Raw genomic sequence first — 22,141 nt, forward strand, 5'->3', positions numbered from 1 at the left:
CCGCTCCGTCGCCCGCGCTCATACGCGTTCCGTGACGCGTTCGCCGAGCAGGCCGGTGGGCCGCACGGTCAGGAACAGGATCAGGAAGCCGAACGCGAAGACGTCGCGCCACTGCCCGCCGACGAAGTGGGTGCCGAACGACTCCAGCAGGCCGAGCAGGAGGCCGCCGAGCATCGTGCCCGGGATGTTGCCGATGCCGCCGATGACGGCCGCGGTGAACGCCTTGAGCCCGATGATGAAGCCCATCAGGAAGTCGATCTTGCCGTAGTAGCCGCCGGCCATGACGCCCGCCGCCCCGGCGAGCGCCGAGCCGATGAAGAACGTCCGCGAGATGACCTTGTCGACGTCGATGCCCATGAGCAGGCACGCCTTCGGGTCGAGGGCGATGGCCCGCATGGCGCGGCCCTGGCGGGTCCGGGTGATCAGGACGTTCAGCGCGACCATGAGGACGACGGAGACCGCCATCAGGGCGATCTGCTGCCAGGTGATGCGCGCGCCCAGGACGTTCAGCGAGGTGCCGTCGAGCCGGACCGGGTAGACCTTCGGGTTCGGGCCGGCGACGATGCGGGTGCCGTACTCCAGCGCGAACGACGCGCCGACCGCGGTGATCAGCAGCGACAGGCGGGGCGAGCCGCGCAGCGGGCGGTAGGCGATCCGCTCGATGACGACACCGGACAGGCCGGTCGCCACCATCGTGAGGATCAGCACGACGAACAGGGCGACGAGCGAGGAGGACTTCACCAGCCCGCCCATCGCCCCGAGCATCGCGAACCCGCTGAACGCGCCGAGCATGTACAGGTCGCCGTGGGCGAAGTTGAGCAGCTTGATGACGCCGTACACCATGCTGTAGCCCAGCGCGACCAGCGCGTAGAACGAGCCGACGAACAGGCCGTTCCAGATCAGCTGTGACATTGACGCAGGCCTACTTCAGCGCGTCCTGGAGAACGAACTTGCCGTTCTTGACGACGAGGATCACGAAGCCGCCGCTGGACAGCGTGTGCCGCGGGGTGAACTTCAGCGGGCCGGAGAACAGCTGCAGCCCGTCGATGCCCTCCAGCGCCGTGACCAGCTTGTCGCCGTCGGTGCTGCCGGCCTTCTTGATGGCCTCGGCCGCGACGCGCACCGCGTCGTAGGACTGGGTGGAGTACGGTCCGGGCTCCGCGCCGAACTTCTGCTTGTAGGTGGTGATCCAGCTCTCCGCGCCCTGGATGGTGTCCGGGGTCTGGGTCATCGTCGCGTACGCGCCCTCGCGCGGCCCACCGGCGATCTTGATGAGCTTGGCGTCCACCGAGCCGTCGCCGACCATGAACTTGCCCTTGTACCCGGCCTGCCGCAGCTGGCGGAGGATCAGGCCGCCCTCCTGGTAGTAGCCGGTCCAGTAGATGAAGTCCGGGTTCGAGTGCAGCACGTTGGTGATGTTCGCGGAGTAGTCGGACTCGCCAGGGGTGACCGCGTCCAGCGTCGCCTTGTCCGGGCCGCCGGGCTTGTCGAGCTCGGCGGCGGTCCGCACCGCGATGTCCTTGGAGTACGAGGTGTTGTCGTCGAGCACCGCGACCTTCTTGGCGCCGCTCTTGGTCAGCCACGCCATCGCGGCGGCGGCCTGCTGGTCGCCGGTGCCGTTGACGAAGAACACGTGCTTGAGCTTCTGGTCGACCAGCTCGGTGGAGTTCGCCGCCGGGATGATCATGGGGATCTTGCGGCGGTCGAAGACCGGCAGCGTCGGCAGGGTCGCGCCCGAACAGTAGCCGCCGACCGAGACCGCGACGTTCGCGGCGACCAGCTTGTTCGCGGCGGCGACCGCGGTCTTCGGGTCGCACGCGTCGTCCTCGGCGCGCAGCTGCAGCTTGCGTCCGATCACGCCGCCCTTCGCGTTGATCTCGTCGATCGCCAGCTGGGCGCCGTTCTTCATGTACGGGCCGATGTCGGCGCTGCTGCCGGACAGGGGGATGTCCATCCCGAGCAGGATGGGGCCCTTGTCCTTCTTACTGTCGCCGCCGAGCACACCCTGGCCGCAGGCCGAGGCGGTCAGAGCGGTCGCCGCCAGCGCGACGCCGAGAGCGGTTCTTCTCATAACGATCTCCGAGGTGACAGGTAGGGGGAGATGGCGGCGCGGCCGGATGGCCGCGCCGCGTCGGGGACGGTCGGTGTCAGGAGCGGGGGCTCACAGGAGGAACCCCTCGGGGAAGGGGTCGTCGGGGTCGAGGAAGTACTGCGCGGTGCCGGTCACCCAGGCCCGGCCGGTGATCGTCGGCACGATCGCGGCCCGCGAACCGGCGAGAGTCGTCTCCTCGGCGATCCGGCCGATGAACCGGCTGCCGATGAACGACTCGTTGACGAAGTCCTGGCCGGGCGCCAGCTCGCCGCGCGCGTGCAGCTGGGCGAGCCGGGCCGAGGTGCCCGTGCCGCACGGCGAGCGGTCGAACCAGCCGGGGTGGATCGCCATCGCGTGCCGGGAGTGCTTCGCGTCCGAGCCCGGCGCGACGAACTGCACGTGGTGGCAGCCGGTGATGTCGGGGTTCTCCGGGTGCACCGGGCGGTGCTGCTCGTTGATCGCGTCCATCATCGCCAGTCCGGCGGTGAGGATGTCGTTCTTGCGGGCCCGCTCGAACGGCAGCCCCACGCGCTCGATCGGTAGGATCGCGTAGAAGTTGCCGCCGTAGGCCATGTCGTACGTGACGGGCCCGATCCCCGGCACCTCGACGGTCTGGTCCAGGGCGTCGGCGAACGACGGGACGTTCTGGATCGTCACGCTCCTCGCCGCGCCGTCGCGCACCGCGACCTCGGCGACGACGAGCCCGGCGGGCGTGTCGAGCCGGATCGTGGTGACCGGCTCGGTGACCGGCACCATCCCGGTCTCCACGAGCACGGTGGCGACGCCGATCGTGCCGTGCCCGCACATCGGCAGGCAGCCGGAGACCTCGATGAACAGCACGCCGTAGTCGGCGTCCGGCCGCGTCGGCGGCTGCAGGATCGCGCCGCTCATCGACGCGTGCCCGCGCGGCTCGTACATCAGCAGCGTGCGGACGTGGTCGAGGTGCTCCATGAAGTGCGCGCGCCGCTCGAACATCGTCGCACCCGGGATGACGCCGACCCCGCCCGTGATGACGCGGGTCGGCATCCCCTCGGTGTGTGAGTCCACGGCGTGGAACACGTGCTTGCTACGCATTGGTCTCCAGGTGCGCGGCGGCCTCCGTGGCGGCCCGCACGGTCGCGGCCTGCTCCTCGGTCAGCGGCAGGCGGGGCGGGCGGCACGGTCCGCCGTACCCGCCCATGACGTCCATGGACAGCTTGATGGCCTGCACGAACTCGGTCCGGGAGTCCCAGCGCAGCAGCGGGTGCAGCGCGCGGTACAGCGGCAGCGCCCGCTCCAGGTCGCCGGCGACCGCCGCCCGGTAGAGCTCGACGCTCGCCTTCGGCAGGGCGTTCGGGTACCCGGCGATCCAGCCCTTGGCGCCCGCGATGGCCAGCTCCAGCAGCACGTCGTCCGCGCCGATCAGCAGGTCGAGCTCGGGCGCGAGCTCGGCGATCCGGTAGGCGCGGCGCACGTCGCCGCTGAACTCCTTGACCGCGACGATGTGCCCGGCCTTGTGCAGGCCGGCCAGCATCTCCGGGGTCAGGTCCACCTTGGTGTCGTACGGGTTGTTGTACGCGACGATCGGCAGGCCGGCCTTGGCCACGTCGGCGTAGTGCGCCTCGACGATCCGGTCGTCGGCGCGGTAGGCGTTCGGCGGGAGCAGCAGGACCGCGCCCGCGCCGGCCTCGGCGGCCTGCTCGGCCCAGCGCCGCGACTCCGCCGAGCCGTAGGCCGCGACGCCCGGGACGACCCGGTCCCCGCCGATGGCCTCCACGGCGGTCCGTACGACCCGCTCCCGCTCGTCGTCGGTGAGATTCTGGTACTCGCCGAGCGAGCCGTTGGGGCACACGCCGTCGCAACCGGCGTCGACGAGCGCGCGGACGTGCTCGGCGTACCGGTCGAAGTCGACCGACAGGTCCTCTCGCAGCGGCAGCGCGGTAGCGACCAGGATGCCGTGCCAGGGCTTACGGGGGGCAGTCATGCGGTTCTCCCTGATGCGATGTGACATTTCACGTTCTGCTGAGCGTGGCCGTCAAGGTGTCCCCGGACTCGTGATACGTCCGTTATGCCGGGTTAATCGGATGGTTCCCGCGCCGGGACGACGCGGAACGGTCAGGGCTGCTCGTCGCCGAGGTCGTCGGGACGCGCAGGCGGATCCTCCGCAGCGTCGCGGAGGCGTACGGACTGGTCGTCGGCGAGATCGCGGAGGCGTACCGGCGGATCCTCCACGGCATCGCCGAGACGCACGGACTGGTCGTCGGCGAGATCGCGGAGGCGTACGGGCTGGGCGATCGGTCGTCGCGCCGCGGCGAGCAGATCGTCCGCGCCCGGCGGCCGGCCGCAGGCCGTGGCGGTGAGCCAGGAGGTCGCGTAGCCGCAGACCCGGCCCTGGCACCAGCCCATGCCCGCCCGGCTGAGCAGCTTGGCCGACCGCGGATCGGTGGCCCCCAGCCCGGCCGCCTCGGCGAGCCGCCCGCAGGTCACCTCCTCGCAGCGGCAGACGAGCGTGTCGTCGTCCAGGCGGCCCATCCATCCCGGGCGGACCGGATACGCCTCGTGCATGGCCTCGGCGAACGCCCGCAGCCGCCGCCGTTTGGCCAGCAGCCGGCTCACGTGGGCCGGGTCCGGCGCGACCCCACCGGCCGCCTCGGCGACCCCGAGCCCGGCCAGTTCTCCCTCGACGAGCGACAGCTGCGCGCCGCCGACCCCGGTGGTCTCCCCCGCCGCGTACACGCCGGACACGCTCGTACGCTGGGCGACGTCGACCGCGACCACCGGGCTGCCGTCGGCGTCCATGCGGGTGGCGCAGCCGAGTTGCAGCGGGATCTCCAGCTGCGGGGTGAAGCCGTAGCCGACCGCGACCGTGTCGCAGGCGACGACCCGCTCGTCCACCGGAGCCCAGTCCCGGTCGAGCCGGGCGACGGTGACCGCCTCGACCCGGCCGTCCCCGTGCGCCGCGACCACGGCGTGTCCGGTGCGATACGGGATCCGGTGCCGCGCCAGCGCGGCGGCGTACCCCGCGCCCTCCCAGGCCTTGCCCGGATTCCGGGCGAGGTTACGGGCGAAGCCGTACGGCCGGTTGCTCTCGAAGACGCCTGCGACCGTGGCGCCCGCCCCGGCCAGGCCGGTCGCGACGGGGAACAGGAACGGCCCGGTGCCCGCCACGACGATCCGCTCGCCCGCCGTGACGCGATCGCCCTTGAGCAGGGCCTGCGCGCCGCCCGCGGTGAGGACGCCCGGCAGGTCCCAGCCGGGGAACGGCAGCGAGCGGTCGTACGCTCCGGTGGCGACGATCACCGATCGCGCGTCGATCCGTACCGGCCGCTCGTCGCGGTCCCCCGCGAGCGCGTGCACGGTGAAGCCGTCCTCGACGTGCCAGACCCGGTGGGCCGGCAGGTAGGTCAGCCGGTCGAGCGCGTCGCGCAACCGGACGAACGCGTCCCAGCCGTGGTGGAGGCCGCCCGTCTCGGCCGCGTGGTGCCGGTAGTACTGCCCGCCGGGACGCCGCCCGGCGTCGACGAGCGCGACGTCCAGCCCGGCCGTCGCCGCCGTCACCGCCGCGGCCAGGCCCGCCGGACCGGCCCCGATCACCACGACGTCACGCATCGGGACCACCGCCCTCGACGACGTCCCCGGACCGCGCCTCGACCATGCAGGCCCGCAGGGACCGACGGCCGTTGACGGTGACCAGGCAGTCGAAGCACACGCCGATGCCGCAGAACAGCCCGCGCGGCCGCTCGTCGAACCGGGTCGTCCGCCAGGACCGGATCCCGGCGGCGGTCAGGGCCGCGCCGATGCTCTGGCCCGGTTCGAACGGCACGGGCCGCCCCTCGAAGACGATCTCACTCATGCGCCCCCCTTCCAAGCCCAACCAATCTGTTCTTCCCGACCAACCGGCCCCGACCGACCTCCCGGCCCGGCCGACCTCCCGGCGTCGGAGGAGTGACCAGGCACGCTGTGCTTTCGATTCGCTCGCTCCGCTCACTCATGGTTCTCCGGAAAACGGTCGGGGCGGAACGGTCCAAGGTCGAGGTCGGGCCGCGCGCCGGTCAGGGACTGGGCGATCAGGTGACCGGTCGCCGCGGCCAGGCCGATTCCGGCGCCCTCGTGGCCGCAGGCGTGCACGAGGCCCTCGGCGCGCGGGTCCGGTCCGATGACCGGCAGGTGGTCGGGGCAGTACGGCCGGAACCCGCAGTAGGCGCGGATGGCCGCGACGTCGCCGAGCACCGGGAACAGCCGGATCGCCTGGCCGGCGAGCCGCCGCAGGGCCGGCAGCGACAGCGTCCGGTCGAACCCCACGCGTTCGCGGCTGGCGCCGATCAGGATCGTGCCGGACGGGGTGCCCTCGACGACCGCGGACGACTCGAGCCCCTCGTCGTCGCTGGCGACGTTCGCGACGTACTCCGCCCCGTACACCTTGTGCCGGATCAGCGGCGGCAGCGGCTCGGTGACGAGGATGAACCCCCGGCGCGGCAGGATCGGCACGTGCGCCCCGGCGAGGGCGGCCACCTCCCCGCCCCACGTCCCGGCCGCGTTCACGACCGCCCCGGCGGCGAGATCCCCGTGGTCCGTGCGCACCCCGGTGACCCGGTCGCCGGCGCGCAGCATCCCGGTCACGGTGACGCCCGTACGGACCTCGGCCTTCGACGCGCGCAGCAGGTGCGCGGCGGCCAGCATCGGCTGGACCTGCGCGTCCTGCGGATAGAACATGCCTCCGGCCAGGTCCGGGGCCAGATGCGGCTCGTAGCCGGGAAGGTCGGCGGCGGGCACGGGGTCCGCGTCGACGCCCGCGGCCCGCTGGTGCGCCGCAAGCTCCGCCAGGCCGGCGACGCCCTCCTCGGTCTCCGCGACCACGAGTCCGCCCTTGGCCTCGTACTCGAAGGTCGCGCCGAGCCCGTCCCGGGCGGCCAGCTCCGTCCACAGCGCCGAGGAGAGCAGCGCGAGGTCGAGCTCCGGGCCGGGCTCCTTGTCGGAGACGAGGAGGTTGCCCTCGCCCGCGCCGGTGGTGCCGCCGGCCACCGCGCCGCGCTCGACGACGGTCACGCTCAGCCCGGCCCGCGCGGCGTAGTACGCGCAGGCGGCGCCGACGACACCGCCACCTACGATCACCACGTCAGTGCTGCTCACAGGCAGTAAAATGTCACATTGCTCGTGAACGCACAAGAGTCGGCGGACACGACCCATGGGAGAAGGCCGGGACATCTCTCCCCTACGGTCCGTCGTCGTGGAAGACCTCCTCCATCGGCGCCCACCACTCTCCTTCGGCCGCCGACTCGACCGGCTGCTGGCACGGATCGGTCAGCAGCCACCACCGCCGCGTCGTCTCGTCCTCGGCGAGCCGCGCGAGGTCCGCGGCCAGGTCGTCGCCGCCGTACTCGTAGTAACTGAACAGCAGTCCATCGCGGAGGAAGATCGAGTAGTTGCCGATACGGGCACGGTGCAGTGCGGCCAGCACGTCCGGCCACACGGCCGCGTGCAGCGCCCGGTACTCCTCTTCCTTCTCCGGCCGGAGCCGGATGACGGTGGCCACTCGCCTCATCGGCGCTCCTCGCTCTCGTACGGGGACGGTCGTCCCCCCGTGTGGTCCAGTCTCACTTGAGGGCGCCCAGAGTGATGCCGCTCGTGACGTAGCGCTGGAAGAAGAGGAAGAGGACGACGATGGGGAACGTGGCGATGACGAGACCGGCGAAGAAGGCTCCCTGGTCGCTGACGAACTGCCCCTGGAAGGAGAGCAGCCCGACCGAGAGCGTGCGGTTCTGCGGGCGGGTCAGCAGCACGACCGCGAACTGCACCTCGCTCCACACGAAGATGAGCCCGAGCAGCGACACCGAGATGAAGCCGCCCTTGCTGATCGGCAGGACGACGCGCAGCAGCGCGGCGAGCTCGCCGTACCCGTCGATCTTGGCGGCCTCGAGCAGCTCCCGCGGGACCGCGGCGAACACCGACCGCATGATCAGCGCGATCGTGGGCGTCATGAAGGCCGCGTAGACCAGCGAGACCCCCAGCACGCTGTTGAGCAACCGGTAGCGCCCCAGCAGTTCGAACGTCGGGATCAGCGCGACGACCAGGGGGACGCTCAGTGCGAGCACCATGATCCGGCTCACGACGTTCGACAGGCCTCTGGTGGCGCGGGCCAGCCCGTAGCCGGCGAGGCTGCCGCAGGTCACCCCGATCGCGAGGCTGCAGAGTGCCACGAGCAGGCTGTTGACGATGTAGGTCGACAGCGGCGCCCCACCGACCACGCCGCGCCAGGCGGCGGCGTAGTTCGACAGCTGCCATCGGCCGCCCAGCCCGAGCGGATGGGCGTAGATGTCGTTCGTCGGGTGCAGCGAGAGCAGCAGCATCGAGACGAACGGGACCACGGTGATCGCGGTCCAGGCCAGCAGGAGCAGGTATCCCAGGTACCAGAGTGGCCCGTGCCGCCGGGCCGACCGCCGCCGCCTGGTGGCCGCCGGCGCGGCCGGATCGGCGGGCCGCGTCCGCGTCATCGAGGCCGTCATCGCGCGTCCAGGGAGCGCTGACGGAACACCTGCAGCACCATGATGCCGATCGCTCCCACGATCAGTGTCGTCACGACCGCGGTGGCCGAGCCGTAGCCGTAGTCCTGGTCGAGGAAGGACTGTTTGTAGACCAGTACCGGCAGGATGCTCGTGGAGTTGCCGGGTCCACCGCGGGTCATCGCGTAGATGACGCCGAAGGCGTTGAACGAGAACACCGACATCAGTGTGGTGATCGTGCCCAGCATCGGCAGGATGTTCGGCAGCGTGATGCGGAACAGCCGCCCGGCCGCGCCGACTCCGTCGAGGGTGGCCGCCTCGTGGACCTCCGGCGGGATCGCGTCCATCGCGCCCAGCAGGATCAGCATCGCGTACCCGGTCTGCGTCCACACCGCGACGAAGATCGTCGCGTACAGCGCGGTCGAGGACGAGGCGAGCCAGGCGTGCCCGTCGCCGAGCCCGACGGAGCCGAGCACCGAGTTCACCACGCCGCTCGTCGGCTGGAAGGCGTTCGACCAGAAGACGCCCGCGACGCTGACCGGGATGATCACCGGCAGGAACCACACGACCTTGAAGATCCGGGCGCCGGGAACGTTCCGGCTGACCGCGTTGGCGAGCAGGCAGCCGATCACCACCGTGAACACCACGGTGCCGAGGAAGAACGCCAGGCTGGTGACGATCGACTGACGGATCAGCGAGTCATGGACGAGACGCCGGTAGTTGGCCAGGCCGCGGAAGGCGACCGAGCCGACGCCGTCCCAGGACCCGAGACTGATGTGCACGGACTCCGCGATCGGGAAGGCGATGAACAGGGCCAGCAGCAGCATGGCCGGAGCGATCATGGCGAGCGGGAAGATCCGCGGGCGGCGGGCGCGCGCCGCCACATGGGGTGAGGCCATCAGTCGGACGCTCCGGAGACCTTGCCGGACTGGAGGTTCTCCAGCGCCGTCTGGAACTGCTGCGCCGCCTGCTGGGGGCTCAGTTTGCCCGCCACGAGCTTCTGCAGCACCGGCACGGCGAAGGCCTGTCCGAGCGTGGAGGGCACGGTGGAGTCCCAGATGTTGACCAGTCCGACGGACTGCGACAGTTCGAACTGCTGCTGCACCAGGTCGCCGAGGTTCGACAGGCTCGACGGCTTGATCGAGGTGAACACGGGCAGCGAGCCGGTCCCGGCGATGACGCTGACCTGGTACTTGTCGGTCATGAAGAACTCGAGGAACTTCTTGGCGAGCGCGGGGTTCGCGGCCTTCGCCGGGATCACGAAGGTGTCGCCGTTGAAGGCGTCGAACGGCGTCTTACGGCCCGCGGTGAGCGGGGGCAGCAGGAACCAGCCCATGTCGAACGACGGCTTGGCCGTCTTCAGGTCCGCGTAGGAGTAGTTGCCGCCCTGCAGCATCGCGAGCTTGCCGCTGGTGAACAGCGCCTGCGCCTGGGTGGTGTCCATGCCGAGCATCCCCTTCTGGTAGATGCCCTTCGTCTGCCAGTCCCGGATCGTCTGCAGGACCTTCACGAAGCCCGGATCGGTGTACTTGACGTCCGTGGGCGATCCCGGCTTGAAGTTCGTAAGCATGGCGCTGTACTGCTCGGGCGTCACCGCGGTGGGCAGCAGTGCGTCGAGCGTGTGCCCCAGGTCGAACGGGCTCGAACCGCCCACGCCGAAGCCCTGGTAGCCGGCGGTCTTGAGCCTGCCCACCATGGACTCGAAGTCGGCGACGGACGCGACCTGGTGGCCGGGCGGGTCGGGGATGCCGGCCTTCGCGAAGGCCGCCTTGTTGTAGTAGACGGGAGCGATCAGCAACTCGTCGTAGAGGACGCCGTAGTGGTGCCCGTCGGTCGTGTAGTAGGCGGTCTGGCTCTTGGAATACTTGTTCGCGAGGTCCGCGGCCGTCCAGACGTCGTCGATCGGGGTCAGCTGGTGGTTCTTCAGCAACGCCGACCAGACGCCGGTGCTGCGCTGGAGGTAGCCGATGTCGGGGGTGGCGGTCGAGCTGAGCAACGCGACGTTCGGGCCGCGCGAGCTGTTCGAGTCGACGCCCTCGAAGGTGACCTTGGTTCCCGGGTTGGCCTTCTCGAAGTCCGTGCCGACCTGCCGCATGGCGGTGCCCATCGGCCCGGTGGCGATCTGCACCCGGAGCGACTTGCCGTCGCCGCCGGAGGTGGGGCCGGTGCCGCACGCCGACAGCACCGCGGCGGTCGCGAGCAGGACACCGGCGACGGCGGTGTATCGGGTGGCCCTTGCTGTTCTAGAGACTCGCACGTGACTCGTCCTTCGGGGAGGTGGCCAGTTCGATCGCGATGACGTCGATGAGCGCGCCGGTCGGCGGTGGCACGGTGATGAAGAGTTCGCCGAGCGGTTCGTCGTCGGCGCCGTTCGCCTTGTGCACCTCCTCGTTCACGCGGTACGGGAGCGGTTGTTCGGTGCCGAGCATGCGTACGCCGGTGACCGAGCTGATGGGAACGTTGCGGACGATGAGGTCGTCCTGGGGGCGCAGGAGCAGGTGCAGGTAGATCTGGTCGCCCCGCTGGGTGACCGGACCGTGGAAGTCGATGCGCTCGGGCGCCGGCCCGGCGCCGATGACGCTCTCGCCGTGGCCGGCCAGCCAGGCGCCGAGCGCCTTGAGGGTGGCGACCTCGGTCGGCACGAGCGACCCGTCGCCCCGCGGTCCGATGTTGAGCAGGAGGTTGCCGCCGCGGGAGACGACCTCGCTCAGGTAGCCGGCGAGCAGCCGCGGGCTCTTGTAGTCCAGGTCGTCCGGCCGGTACGCCCAGCTCTCGCTCATGGTGAGGCACAGCTCCCACGGGCCGGCCGGAGGGCGCCGCGGCATGCCCTGCTCGGGGGTGGCGTAGTCGCCCTGGCCGGGGAGGCGGTCGTTGATGATCACTTCCGGCTGCAGCGACTTGATCAGTTCGCGCAGCTCCGCGGCGTGCCACTCCTCGGCGGTGCGCTCCCACTCGCCGTCGAACCACAGCAGGTCGATCGGCCCGTAGTCGGTGAGCAGCTCGGTGAGCTGCCCCTTGACGTAGTCGAGGTACCGCGCCCACCGCTCCGGCGAAGGCCGCCGGTACAGGTCGTGCGGATAGGGACGGTCGGCGTCGGTGAACGCGGGGTAGTCCGGGTGGTTCCAGTCGAGGAGGGAGTAGTAGACGCCGACGCGGAGTCCCTCGGCGCGCAGCGCGTCGAAGAACTCGCGGGTGATGTCACGCCCGTACGGTGACGCCGCGATGGAGAACCGCGACCACCGGGTGTGGTACATCGAGTAGCCGGCGTGGTGGCGGACGGTGAAGACGACGTAGCGGGCGCCCGCGTCGCGGGCCAGCCGGGCGACCGCCCGGGGGTCCCAGCGCCGGGGGTCGAAGACCGCCGCGCTCGACTGGTACTCCGCGACCGTGACGTCGGCCTCCGGCTCCGTTCGCCCTGGCAGGATCGACTTGCCGACCAGCGGCCACCCGATCTCCAGGCCCTGCGTGCTGGCGTGGTCCCAATGGACGAACAGCCCGAAGCCCGCTTCGCTGAACCAGTCGGGAAGAGCCACGAGATCACCCTCTGTTTCCGGCGGGCGTGGCCCGGATCGGATACGATACGATTTGAACGAGAGAATGCAGGTCTGTTCCGACGCGTGTCAACAGGTGGTCGACAAAGATTCGCGGCCATGGCGGTGACGTACCGACGAATCGGTCCCGCTGAGATCGTGGGCGTCGTCGAACTGGGAGGTGTGATGAGCGAGCCGCCGCCGTCCGGGCGCGCTGACGCCGGAGCCGACCCGGGCGCGGCCGGACCGGCCAAGGTCAACGTCCGCGAGTCGGTGTTCCAGACGCTCAAGACGCTGCTGATGGACCACGACCTGGAGCCCGGGACGCGGTTGTCCATCGACGGGCTGGCCCGCCGGCTGGAGGTGTCGCAGACCCCGGTCCGCGAGGCACTCGCACGCTGCGAGTCAGAGGGGCTCGTCGTACGCGGCCGAACGCCGGGTATCTCGTCGCTCCCCTGCTCGACCAGGCCGGCCTGGACGACCTGTACGACGTCCGCCTGCTGATCGAGCCGGCGGCCGCCGCCCGCGCAGCCCGGCACGCCACCCCGGAGGAGGTGACCGAGATGCACCGCCTCATCGAGCGGATGACGCCCACGCTGCGCGGCGACACCTACGAGGCGTACCGCGGCTTCGCCGAACTGGACGCCGCGTTCCACGACGCGATCGCGCAGGCCAGCCGCAGCCCTCTCATCGCCGACACGTTGCGCAGGTTCCGCGCGCACACGCACAGCTACCGCCTCTACTTCCGCCAGGGGATCGCCGGTCACGCCGTCGACGAGCACCGTACGGTGCTCGCCGCCATCGAGCGACGGGATCCGGACGCCGCGGCGGCGGCCATGCGCGGCCACCTGGAGACGTCGCGGTCGCGGCTGAAGAGCGCCTACCAGGAATGACGCCGGAGAGTTCTGGCGTCAGGCCGCGTGATGATGAACGAGGCGGCCGAGCGGCACGAGCAGCACCGTGGCGCGCAGGTCGGCGACGAGCAGGGCTCGCGCGAAGAGCCAGACCGCGACGACGCCGAGAACGGTCGTCACGTCGGCCAGCCACCACGGCGGGTCGGACGCGACCCAGACCCGCTCGGCATCGGGCCAGGCCAGGAGGAACAGGCTGAGCGCCGCGACGAGGACGATGTACGGCGCTCGGCGCGCATCGCCGCCGGCGGCAGGGGCACCGGCGTCCGGGGCCGGGCTGTCGGGCTTCGGCGTGTCCGCAGGCCTCGGAGCGATGCCGGCAGAGGCCACGCCGCTCGGTCCCGTACGGCGCCGTCGCGACCGTCCCCCCACGTTCCCCCAGATCCTCTAGGTCGGGGATGAACCTACACCGGACCGTGGCCCGTCATGAGCGGAGCGCGTCGGGAGAAGGGGGCTCTGGCGCGGCCGTGGACGGTGAGGTCCCCCGCCGGCGGAGGACCTCACCGTGACCGGTCATCCGGCTAGGCGCGGGAGGCCTTGTAGTTCCGGAACAGCAGGTGGGTGTCGATGATGTCGGAGGACGCGCTCTTGATCGACCGGTAGATCCCCCACTTGGGCCGGACGTAGTCGCCCTGGTCGGGGATGTTGACGTTGGACATGCTGCCGTCGGCCACGACGGGCGCGCTGGAGCCGGTGCCGTTGCGGGCCACGAACCCCGCCTTGCCCTTCGAGCCGATCGTGAACGTCCACTCGACGGTGATCCACTTGTCGCGCAGCGGGGACAGGTTGGTCGAGGCGATGTCCGGCGATCCCGACATGCTGTACGCGCGGGCATGGAACGTCTCGGTGCTGCCGCTCCGGCCCAGGTCCAGCGTGATCCAGGGCCCGCCGTTCGTGGCCGGCGTCTTGAGCTGGAAGATGTGCGTGAACTTGCTGGTGCCGTGCAGCGTGGACGGCATGTACATCTCGTACGAGATGGTCCAGGTCTCGCCGTTCTTCATCTTGAGGGCCGTGCCGTTGGACACCATGCCCTTGGACTCTGTCCGCTGCCGGTCGTTGTCGCCGGTGCTGTCCAGATCGTCCTTGTAGATGTCGAACCGGTAGTGGTCGCCCTCGACGTAGACGTACTTGCGGCCCGGGTGCTTGCCGGCGCGGTCGGCCTCGATGCCCTCGAACGCGTTGAGGCCGTCGGTGGCCGGGTTCGGAGACCAGAGCACCTGCGCGGCGGCCTTGGCGCCGAGCGCCTGACTGTCGGCCGTCAGGCCACCGGCCGAGGCCGAGGCGCATCCGGTGAGCGCGATCGGCGCGACCATGGCGGCGACGGCGAGCGAGCCGAGCACGCGCCGGCGTTCGTACCGGGGAGATGCTGAGCGATCGGTCACGGAGACTCCTTCGCTGGTGCGCGAGGCGGGTGAGGTGCGCCGCCACGCGACGGGGCGGGGGACCCCGAGCCGTGCGGGTGAACGGCCGGCTCAGGGCGTGTGCGCCCATGGAATCATCGGAGGAGTCTTCTATCAACAAGGTTTCCTAAAAAAGGACGATCGCTCGCACTAACCCTCTTTCGAGCGGCGTATATGCACGCGAGATTGCGGCAGACGCTCCGTTCCATGGCACTTGCGACCGGACGCGGGGACCGTATCGTCGCCCAGGTGGACGCGTCACTGAGAAGCAATACATCGGATGTCTATGGCCATCGCCTTTACGGTGTAGATCAATATAACTTAGGGCGTTCAATTGATGACTCTTCGCTGTTATTCTGGCGCGGTGACCTCCGAATCCCCTTCGGGCCGGCACGCGCCCGGCGACTTCGACCTCACCCATGACATCGCCGGCGAGCCGCCATCGGCCCTGGTCGAGCAATGGCGGCGAAGCGGCGGGACCGCCGCTGACGCGCGGCGCCTCCTGAGCGGGTACGCGATCGAGGGCTACAGCGTCGTGTCGGACTCGGCGGGGCTGACCCGGCTCAGTGAGCGGCTGACGCTCCTGGAGGTGCTCGCGCTCATCGACCGGCCCAAGCGGATCCTGCACGCGTACGGCAGGTCCGTCGGCGGCCGACCCGTCGGCGTGTGGGCCGCCGACAACGGCCAGATGTTCCACCCGGCCGAGACCCGCGCCGCGACGGTGCTGTCCGCCCTGCTGACCGTTCAGGACGAGATCCGGCGTCACTGCCAGGTCCGGATCGGCATCGGCGCCCATCGCGGGACCTTCAGCGCGCTGTCCGGCGGCCTGTACGGCGCGGCGGCCGACGCGATCGAGGACCTCGCGGAGAACCACGTCGACGGCGGCGAGATCGTCGTGACGGAGGCGGTGGCCGATCGGCTCCCGGCCGGGCACCCCTTCGTCCTGCGACGCAAGGACGCGCCGGCCCACCCGCTCGGCACCGTCCATCGGGTGCTCGACGGGCCGCGCCTGGACGACGTGCGGCCGGTGGACGGCGAGCGATATCCCATCCCCTACTCCCCCGACCTGCACGCCGACCTGCTCCGCCTGGAGAAACGCCCCGGAGACGCCGCGCTCCTCGCGGAGCTCACCGCACGCCACCTCCGCGAGGGGACGATCGTCCTGGCCGAGCGCGGCGGCGTCCCGGCGGAGACGCCCGACGTCGCGCTGCTGCGCGGGCTGTCCCGGTCCGCGGTGATGAAGGAGACCGGCCTGCGGCTGCTGCCCCCGCGCGGCGCCCTCGAGATCAAGGTCGCCGGTCCGCTGGCGATCTACCTCTTCGACGAGCCGCAGCCGGCGGTGCGCTTCGCGCTGCGGCTACGCGCGGCCCTGGCCGACCGCGAGATCGTCTCCCGGATCGGCGTGGACACCGGGCCGGTGCTGGCCGGAGAGACTCCCGGCGGCGGCCGGGACGTCGCCGGCGCACCGGTCAACGTCGCGTCGAAGATGGCCCAGGACCTCGGTCGGCCGGGCCACGTCTACCTCAGCGACGCCCTGCGCGAGCACACCGGCCTGGCGTCCTTCGTCCCAGTCGAGAAGGTCGTCTCGGGAGTGCGCATCTGCTTCTTCGAGGGATGAGCCCCGGCTCAGCGCAGGTGGCGGGCGAGGAAGTCCTCGGCGCGACGCCAGGCGCGGGCGGCCGGCTCGGCGTCGTAGAACATCGGTGCCTTGCGGTTGTGGAAGGCGTGCCCCGCCTGCTCCTCGACGTGGATCTCGACGGCGGGCCGCTCCGCGACGGCGGCCTCGATCCGGGCGACCTCCGCGCGTGGGATGTACGGGTCGCTGCCGCCGAAGTGCAGTTGCAGCGGCCGTTCGATGGAGTCCAGTAGGGCGAGCCGTTCCGGCACGGCGGAGCCGTAGAAGGACACGACGGCCGCCGCGGTGCCGCGCGCGGCGAGGGCGAAGGCGATCGAGCCGCCGAGGCAGAACCCGACGATCCCCACCGGGCCGTCCACGTCGGGAAGGCCGGCGAGGTGGTCGAGGGCGGCGGCCGCGTCGGCGACGCCCTGCTCGAGGTCGAAGCGCTGGGCCAGCTCGAGCGACTCCTTGAGGCCCGTCTCGTCGTGCCCGGCACGCCAGCCGGGCCGCAGCCGCCAGAACAGATCCGGTGCGGCGGCGACGTATCCCAGCCGGGCGAGGTCCTCGGCGACCGCCTCGATGTAGTCACTGACCCCGAAGATCTCTTGAATGATCAGAACTCCGGGCCCGGTGCCGCCCTCGGGCAGCCAGACGTTCAGGTCGAACGCACCGCCGGGGACCGTCACCTGCTCGACACGTGAAGTCACGGCGTCCAGCGTAGATCAAACCGAGGAGGACGACCGGTCCGGGATCCGGCGCTCCTCGGATGGGCGGTAGCAGTAGCCGACCCGCCGTACGGTCACCAGGCGCCTGCCGTGCCGGCCGAGCTTGCGGCGCAGCCGATGGACGTGGACGTCGACCGTTCGCGGGACGACCACGCCCCCGGCATCCCAGACGGCGTTCATCAGATGGAGCCGGGTGAACACCTTGCCCGGTCGCGCCGTCAGGTAGTCCAGCAGCTCGAACTCCTGGAACGTCAGCGGCACCTCCGTCCCGTCCACCCAGACGCGCCTGGCATCGCGCTCGACCACCACCAGGTCGTCGGGCTCCTCTTCGGGACGCTCCCGGGACGCCGGCGGTGTCCCAGGCGTCTCGTGCGTCCCGGACGTCCCGGGCGTCCCGGGCGTCCTGGGTGCCTCGACGTCCGCCGCCGGCAGGAGATGCGCCGTGATCACCATCACCTGACCCGTCTCCGGGATCGGGATCATCTCGAGCAGACCGCCCGGCGGCACGTCGCCGACGATCGCCGGAAGCGCGTCGCCGAGCCCGCGCTGATCGTCGTCCTGGAGGCCGGGATCGAGCTTCGCAACCTGAAGTCGTGACATCGACTGACTTCCTTCGTTCCCATGGGTACGGATCTTCAGGGCCGGGGCGTCGGGGACGCACACAGGGCGCTGGCCTGCCGGCGCAGATCGACGTGCCGGCGCACCGTCAAGGGAACGTTGCGACTCACGATTCCAGACTGCGGAACTATTCCTACTTTGTCAACCTGAAATATCATAAATAACGCCCGTCATGTGATTCCGTCGATCGGGATGAGTCGGCGGGATGGGGGTACCCCACGTCAGTGGACCGGATGGGTCGAGGGAAGGGCGCCGGCGGCTGCGAGCGCGTCGCCGATCCGCCCCTCGTTCCGCCCGGTGGTCCTGGGAACCGGGAGGGGAAGGGCGTGGGCAGGCTTGCCATACGATCGGCCAAGGATGAATGGCGGTCCAAGGGTGAAGACCACCATCATTCGGCGTGGAGGTAGAGACGACATGGCGGCGGATCGACCGGAGGAAGCGACGCTGGATGTGGTGATCGGAACACGGGGCGAGTGGTCCCTGATCCAGGTGGCTGGGGAGCTCGACTACACGACCGTCGGAGAACTCCGCGAACGACTGGACGCCATGCTCTCGGCGGGGCAGCCCCGGATCGCCCTCGACCTGTCCGCCCTGGACTTCTGCGACTCGGTGGGGCTCGGCTGTTTCGTCGGCGCGTGGAAGCGCGCCCGTAAGGCCGGCGGCGACCTACTCCTGCTCCGCCCCGCCGGGCACGTCCAGCGGATGCTCCGGATCACGGGCCTCGACAGGTTCCTTTCCAGCCTCGACCAACTTCCCGGCGCCGGGCCGGCACCGGCGGTGACGCGGACCTGACGGCGGCCCTGGAGGCGGGTCGCACCAGGTCTGCCACATAACGTCGCGAAGCCACACCGCTGAGGCCTGGCCGTCAAGACCGGGCCGTCAAGACCGGGCCGTCTAGGCCGGGCCGCCAAGGCCGGGCCGCCAAGGCCAGGCAGTCAAGGCCAGGCAGTCAAGGGCGGGCCCTCAAGCTGGGGCCGCCAAGGCAGGGCCGCTAACACAGGTCCGCCAGGGGCGGGCCGTCAAACCGGCGACGGGCCCGTCGCGGTCAGCCAGGCGGCCTTCTCCGCCAAGGCCGTCGCGATGCCATCCCGGCTCTGAGGCGAGTGGCCTTCCCCTGGAAGCAGGACGAGCCGCGCTCGGGTCCCGTTGGCGACGAGCGCCTGGAACAGAAGCGTCGCCTGGGTCACGGGGGTCGCCGGATTCGGGTCGGCGTCGCCGTGGATGATCAGAACCGGCCGCCGGATGCGGGGCGCGTTAACGATCGCGTCGAAATCCTGGTAGACGCGCGGAGCCTCCCAGAGCGTACGGGTCTCATCCTGGAAGCCCAAGAGCGTCAACTGCCGTGAGTACGCACCGCTCTGCACGATCGCGGTACCGAACAGATCACAGTCCGCGATGGCCAGCAACGCGAGTGTCGCGCCGAAACTGGCGCCACCGACGGCGAGACGAGACGGGCCGGTGCGGTCGGCGACTCCACTGCGGAGCACCGCGTCGCGAATCTGCCGGACGAGGCGGGGCCGGATCTCCTCATCGGGAACACCTGGCGACCAACGAGGGACGAGCCTCAGGTCGAGTACGCCGTATCCGGCGAGGGTCAGCCAGTGGGGATCGAGCGCGGCCCCCCCGCCGGGGACCGTCTCGGCCGCCTGCGACAGCCAGACGAGGACGGCCGGCGGATCCGGCCGTGCGGGCAGGTGGAGCGAGAACTCCGCGCCCGCCTCGGGAATCCGGCCATGCAACGGCGGCGGCCCTCCCGGGTGGGCCGGCAGCGGGGACCGCACCCGCCGCTTGCCGCGGACGGGCCGTACGTCGCCGGGAGACCAGCCCGCGACGGCGATGAGCTCCTCGTCCTCCGGCACTGTGAGGTCGCAGAGCCGACTCGCGTCCATGCCCTCCTCCGGCACCTCCCAGACGGCCAGATGGTTCGCGGCGTCGACGGTGGCGAACCGCCGACCGCCCGCCACCGGGCGGGGAGCGACGGCAGCGATCTTGATCAGCGTGGGCGGCCGGAGGCCGAGACCCAGACACCGGACGGGCCGAGGTGAACCGGGGTCGACGACAAGGACGGAGTAGGCACCGTCGGCGTCCAGCGCCAGGATGAAGAGACCGTCCTGGCAGTGCGCCTGGAGGTAGCGCCCTCGGTGCCGGTGCAGCGGCCGTGCGCGCTCGATCGGACCGTCCGCCATCGCATACGAGGTGACCGCGAAACCGTCCAGGTCGCCCGTGACCACGACCAGGTGCGCCGTCCCTGTCTCCGTCCCCGCCGCTGTCCCCGTTCTCGTCGTCGCCCCCGCCCCCGTTCCCGCCATCGCCGCCACAGTCCCCGCCGTCGCCGCCGCTGTCGCCGTCGCCGTGGTGGTTGTCGCGGTGGGTCCGCCGGTGTGCCGGGGCGCGTGATGTGGCGCGTGGCGGGCGGCTCGGATCCAGCAGAACTCGAGCAGTTGGCCCTCGTCGGCCTGGATCAGATGTTCGTCCGAGGATCCGGGGACGCCGACTGCCACGAGCGCGCCGCCGATCGTCGCCGGAGCGCAGGCGGCGACGTGCCCGGTCGGCGCGCCCCGCACCTGTTGGTACGGCCGGGCGCCGAGGGGGATCCGCTCGACCGCTCCTCCGGCCGGATCCAGCGTGACGAAGCGGGATGGCCGGTCTTCCGCGTCGTGAGCGTCGCCAAGGACCCGGACCCGTTGGCCGGGCGCGGCTTCGAAGACCCGGGGCATCGCGTGGTGGGCCGGGGCCAGAGCGTCGTACGGGCCGCTCGACAGGTCCACCGGCACCACGAGTGCGGGGCCCGCCCAGGCCACGGGGAACTCGTCGCCCGAAAGCAAGGCCGGCACCGGGGCCAGGAACGTGACCGAGCGTGCCACGGCATCGGCGATCCAGCACCGCGGGCGGCCGGGTTCGAGCGCGACACCCGCGAACAGGCGATGCTCCGTGGGGTGCTGGACCGGTCTTCCGAGCACTTCTCGTAGCCGCTCCGGGACCCACCGCGTGCCGTCCGGAAAATGAAAGGACAACCGCCCGGACGGCAGGCTCGCTGGAATTCGACCGGAACGAACGGTGGGCGGATATGGCATCCGGGTGAGCGAGCTGCCATACCCGCCACTGTGAGATTCCGTCGCGGTCTCGACGCACGCGTCGAGCATGTCGCAGACCTGTTTCCGGAGTCTCTCGTCGATCATGTCACCCGCCGCAACGGCCGGTGACCTCAAGCCCTCGAAGGACCTTTATGCCCGGCAGCAGTAGACCTTGTATCCGGTCCAGCAGCAGGCACCGTCGCCGCAGCTGTTGCGATTCCGCTCGGTGTATCCGGCCGGGCAGGCGCCGGCGCAGAACGGCGCCGTCCCGTCCCAGTAGCAGGACTCGGCCTCGCGCTCGTTGCGGTAGGGGGTGACGGTGAACGTGGTGCGTGTCGCGGCCATTTCTTGAAGACCGTGCATGCGTGGCAGATCCTTTCTTTTTGCGACTACCGGCCATCCCGGCACTTACAGAATGACCTGCCGTGAAACCGATGTCAATGAGCAATTCTTGATCCTATTTTGATCGATTTTAAATGCACTCACTGCGGAGATTCGCCCGTTTTTGGATATCTGATCAATTCGACCAGATAATTACCGGGCGGCGCGTCGATGTCCAGCGGAACGCCCGCGATCTCGATCCAGGTAAAGACGCGGTATCCCCCGTGGGACTCGGGCAGCGGGTCGGCTCCCACGACGAGTTGCGCGGGGACGCCACAGCGGTGCAGAGCCGCCACGACGAGGGCGTTCTCCCGCATCGGAGCGCAGAAGCCGGCGAAGAGCCGCAGCGTCAGGACGATCGGGGTGACGGCCGGGCGGGCGGCGCGGCGCCGCCGGGGTGGCCGGTCCATTCCGGCGATGAGGTCGGGCAGCTCCTCGCGGCGCAGCCGCAGTGCCGTCCACATCGCGCTGATCGTTGTCGTCATGTGGTCACCTGTGAGCCCGGTCGGCGGGAGTGGGGCGTCGAACGGCGTAGCAGATCACGGATCGCGGCGAGCCCATGGGCAGCCTCGGAGATCGCGGTGCCGTTCGCGTCGTACGCGACGGCGGCCGGGAACGCTCCACCCGCGGCCGTCGCGTCCTCTTCGGTGTCGGCGCGCCGGAAGCGCACCGGGCAGTCGGCCATGGCCTCGTAGCGGTCGCGCTGGGCCTCGAGCGCGGCGCAGTAGCGGCAGGACTCGGCCGTGAAGATGACGATGTGGTCGACGTCGGCCGGTGCCGGCAGGTCACCGGTGCCGGAACGGCGCGCGAACCAGGCGACGGCGGATCCGGCGAGGCCGACGCCGACGGCGGCCTCGCCGCAGGCGGGCCAGACCCCTGGGGGGCCGATGAGGCCGGCGAAGGCCGCCGCCGCGACGACCGCGCACCCCGCGGCGTGCCCCGTCGTGAATCGCGTGGGAATCCAGCTGCCGAAGCACGCGCACCGGCGCCCCCTCATCCGGAGCGCGGCGATCGTGTACGCGGTGAAGACGGCGCCGAGCAGTCCCAGGCGTGCCGAAACTGACGACGGGACGAGCGCCGCCACGACCACGAGGCCCTCGGCCACCGTCACCTGGGCCGGCCCCGCGAGCCTGCCCGAGCGGCCCGTCATGGGCCAGCTGACGCGCGTGGTCTCCCAGTCGGTGAGTTTGGCGGCGAGACTAAGGGCGAGAACGGCGACGCCACCGACGAGGACGGCGGCGGCGCACAGGCCGGCGAGCTCTCTCATGCGGTCCTCTCCTGCTCGATCAACCAGCCCTCCTCGACGCCAGCCC

Annotated in this window: 25 protein-coding genes; 4 read left to right on the plus strand and 21 right to left on the minus strand. The window is 70.8% G+C overall.

Annotated features, from left to right (window positions below; all coding sequences use genetic code 11):
• Positions 1-18: 18 nt before the first annotated feature.
• The 12 genes from ACYVF7_RS39380 to ACYVF7_RS39435 all read right to left on the minus strand — a co-directional run bounded on the left by ACYVF7_RS39380 (position 19) and on the right by ACYVF7_RS39435 (position 12,104).
• Positions 19-912 (minus strand): branched-chain amino acid ABC transporter permease, encoded by an 894-nt coding sequence (locus ACYVF7_RS39380; RefSeq protein WP_460350815.1) that lies wholly within the window; start codon positions 910-912, stop codon positions 19-21.
• Positions 913-922: 10 nt separating this feature from the next.
• Entirely contained in the window at positions 923-2,071 is a 1,149-nt protein-coding gene (locus ACYVF7_RS39385; RefSeq protein WP_460350818.1) for a branched-chain amino acid ABC transporter substrate-binding protein, read from the minus strand.
• A gap of 90 nt (positions 2,072-2,161) precedes the next feature.
• Complete coding sequence (locus tag ACYVF7_RS39390; protein WP_460350820.1) at positions 2,162-3,166, minus strand: 4-hydroxyproline epimerase; 1,005 nt, start codon at positions 3,164-3,166, stop codon at positions 2,162-2,164.
• A complete protein-coding gene (locus ACYVF7_RS39395) occupies positions 3,159-4,055 on the minus strand; it encodes a dihydrodipicolinate synthase family protein (protein ID WP_460350822.1) in 897 nt (298 codons plus the stop codon). The genes ACYVF7_RS39390 and ACYVF7_RS39395 overlap by 8 nt, the downstream gene beginning before the upstream one ends.
• 131 nt (positions 4,056-4,186) lie before the next feature.
• Positions 4,187-5,680, minus strand: coding sequence for an FAD/NAD(P)-dependent oxidoreductase (locus ACYVF7_RS39400; protein WP_460350823.1), 1,494 nt, complete (start codon positions 5,678-5,680; stop codon positions 4,187-4,189).
• Complete coding sequence (locus ACYVF7_RS39405) at positions 5,673-5,924, minus strand: (2Fe-2S)-binding protein (RefSeq protein WP_460350826.1); 252 nt, start codon at positions 5,922-5,924, stop codon at positions 5,673-5,675. Before ACYVF7_RS39405 ends, ACYVF7_RS39400 begins: the two co-directional genes overlap by 8 nt.
• A gap of 131 nt (positions 5,925-6,055) precedes the next feature.
• Positions 6,056-7,258 carry an NAD(P)/FAD-dependent oxidoreductase gene (locus ACYVF7_RS39410; RefSeq protein WP_460350828.1) on the minus strand — a complete coding sequence of 401 codons (1,203 nt, stop codon included), beginning with the start codon at positions 7,256-7,258 and terminating at the stop codon, positions 6,056-6,058.
• 25 nt (positions 7,259-7,283) lie between these two features.
• The gene (locus tag ACYVF7_RS39415; protein ID WP_460350830.1) at positions 7,284-7,613 is read right to left on the minus strand and encodes an L-rhamnose mutarotase; all 330 of its coding nucleotides are present in this window, start codon (positions 7,611-7,613) and stop codon (positions 7,284-7,286) included.
• A gap of 52 nt (positions 7,614-7,665) precedes the next feature.
• Positions 7,666-8,562 (minus strand): carbohydrate ABC transporter permease, encoded by an 897-nt coding sequence (locus ACYVF7_RS39420; RefSeq protein WP_460350832.1) that lies wholly within the window; start codon positions 8,560-8,562, stop codon positions 7,666-7,668.
• Between the two features lie 8 nt (positions 8,563-8,570).
• Positions 8,571-9,470 (minus strand): carbohydrate ABC transporter permease, encoded by a 900-nt coding sequence (locus ACYVF7_RS39425; RefSeq protein ID WP_460350834.1) that lies wholly within the window; start codon positions 9,468-9,470, stop codon positions 8,571-8,573.
• Positions 9,470-10,828 (minus strand): ABC transporter substrate-binding protein, encoded by a 1,359-nt coding sequence (locus ACYVF7_RS39430; protein WP_460350836.1) that lies wholly within the window; start codon positions 10,826-10,828, stop codon positions 9,470-9,472. The genes ACYVF7_RS39425 and ACYVF7_RS39430 overlap by 1 nt, the downstream gene beginning before the upstream one ends.
• A complete protein-coding gene (locus ACYVF7_RS39435; protein WP_460350840.1) occupies positions 10,815-12,104 on the minus strand; it encodes an alpha-L-fucosidase in 1,290 nt (429 codons plus the stop codon). Before ACYVF7_RS39435 ends, ACYVF7_RS39430 begins: the two co-directional genes overlap by 14 nt.
• Positions 12,105-12,221: 117 nt before the next feature.
• Here ACYVF7_RS39435 and ACYVF7_RS39440 point away from each other — a divergent pair, with 117 nt between their 5' ends.
• Positions 12,222-12,605: a GntR family transcriptional regulator gene (locus ACYVF7_RS39440; protein ID WP_460350843.1), complete on the plus strand. Its 384-nt coding sequence runs from the start codon at positions 12,222-12,224 to the stop codon at positions 12,603-12,605.
• The gene (locus ACYVF7_RS39445; RefSeq protein ID WP_460358366.1) at positions 12,605-12,994 is read left to right on the plus strand and encodes an FCD domain-containing protein; all 390 of its coding nucleotides are present in this window, start codon (positions 12,605-12,607) and stop codon (positions 12,992-12,994) included. Before ACYVF7_RS39440 ends, ACYVF7_RS39445 begins: the two co-directional genes overlap by 1 nt.
• Before the next feature lie 18 nt (positions 12,995-13,012).
• Here the strand turns inward: ACYVF7_RS39445 and ACYVF7_RS39450 are convergent, their stop codons facing one another.
• Both ACYVF7_RS39450 and ACYVF7_RS39455 read right to left on the minus strand, forming a co-directional pair.
• Positions 13,013-13,342, minus strand: coding sequence for a hypothetical protein (locus ACYVF7_RS39450; protein WP_460350845.1), 330 nt, complete (start codon positions 13,340-13,342; stop codon positions 13,013-13,015).
• Positions 13,343-13,533: 191 nt separating this feature from the next.
• Entirely contained in the window at positions 13,534-14,394 is an 861-nt protein-coding gene (locus ACYVF7_RS39455) for a hypothetical protein (RefSeq protein WP_460350847.1), read from the minus strand.
• A 382-nt stretch (positions 14,395-14,776) separates the two neighbouring features.
• On the opposite strand from ACYVF7_RS39455, the gene ACYVF7_RS39460 reads away from it, so the two are divergent.
• On the plus strand, positions 14,777-16,030 hold the full coding sequence (locus ACYVF7_RS39460; protein WP_460350849.1) for a nucleotidyl cyclase domain-containing protein: 1,254 nt from the start codon (positions 14,777-14,779) through the stop codon (positions 16,028-16,030).
• 8 nt (positions 16,031-16,038) lie between these two features.
• Here ACYVF7_RS39460 and ACYVF7_RS39465 read toward each other — a convergent pair whose 3' ends face one another.
• The 3 genes from ACYVF7_RS39465 to ACYVF7_RS39475 are packed head-to-tail and all read right to left on the minus strand — an operon-like array spanning position 16,039 to position 17,531.
• A complete protein-coding gene (locus ACYVF7_RS39465; protein ID WP_460350851.1) occupies positions 16,039-16,737 on the minus strand; it encodes a dienelactone hydrolase family protein in 699 nt (232 codons plus the stop codon).
• Between the two features lie 15 nt (positions 16,738-16,752).
• Positions 16,753-17,355, minus strand: a complete 603-nt coding sequence (locus tag ACYVF7_RS39470) for a winged helix-turn-helix domain-containing protein (RefSeq protein ID WP_460350854.1) — start codon at positions 17,353-17,355, stop codon at positions 16,753-16,755.
• A gap of 35 nt (positions 17,356-17,390) precedes the next feature.
• Positions 17,391-17,531, minus strand: a complete 141-nt coding sequence (locus tag ACYVF7_RS39475; protein WP_460350856.1) for a putative leader peptide — start codon at positions 17,529-17,531, stop codon at positions 17,391-17,393.
• 295 nt (positions 17,532-17,826) lie between these two features.
• Here ACYVF7_RS39475 and ACYVF7_RS39480 point away from each other — a divergent pair, with 295 nt between their 5' ends.
• Entirely contained in the window at positions 17,827-18,165 is a 339-nt protein-coding gene (locus ACYVF7_RS39480; RefSeq protein ID WP_460350859.1) for an STAS domain-containing protein, read from the plus strand.
• Between the two features lie 227 nt (positions 18,166-18,392).
• Here ACYVF7_RS39480 and ACYVF7_RS39485 read toward each other — a convergent pair whose 3' ends face one another.
• The 4 genes from ACYVF7_RS39485 to ACYVF7_RS39500 form a co-directional block, all read right to left on the minus strand.
• On the minus strand, positions 18,393-20,333 hold the full coding sequence (locus tag ACYVF7_RS39485; protein WP_460350862.1) for a S9 family peptidase: 1,941 nt from the start codon (positions 20,331-20,333) through the stop codon (positions 18,393-18,395).
• A 264-nt stretch (positions 20,334-20,597) separates the two neighbouring features.
• The gene (locus ACYVF7_RS39490; protein ID WP_460350864.1) at positions 20,598-20,810 is read right to left on the minus strand and encodes a hypothetical protein; all 213 of its coding nucleotides are present in this window, start codon (positions 20,808-20,810) and stop codon (positions 20,598-20,600) included.
• Between the two features lie 119 nt (positions 20,811-20,929).
• Positions 20,930-21,313, minus strand: a complete 384-nt coding sequence (locus ACYVF7_RS39495; RefSeq protein ID WP_460350866.1) for a hypothetical protein — start codon at positions 21,311-21,313, stop codon at positions 20,930-20,932.
• Positions 21,310-22,095, minus strand: coding sequence for a hypothetical protein (locus tag ACYVF7_RS39500; RefSeq protein WP_460350868.1), 786 nt, complete (start codon positions 22,093-22,095; stop codon positions 21,310-21,312). The genes ACYVF7_RS39495 and ACYVF7_RS39500 overlap by 4 nt, the downstream gene beginning before the upstream one ends.
• Between the last annotated feature and the right edge of the window lie 46 nt (positions 22,096-22,141).

Source organism: Actinoallomurus acanthiterrae, assembly GCF_054775715.1.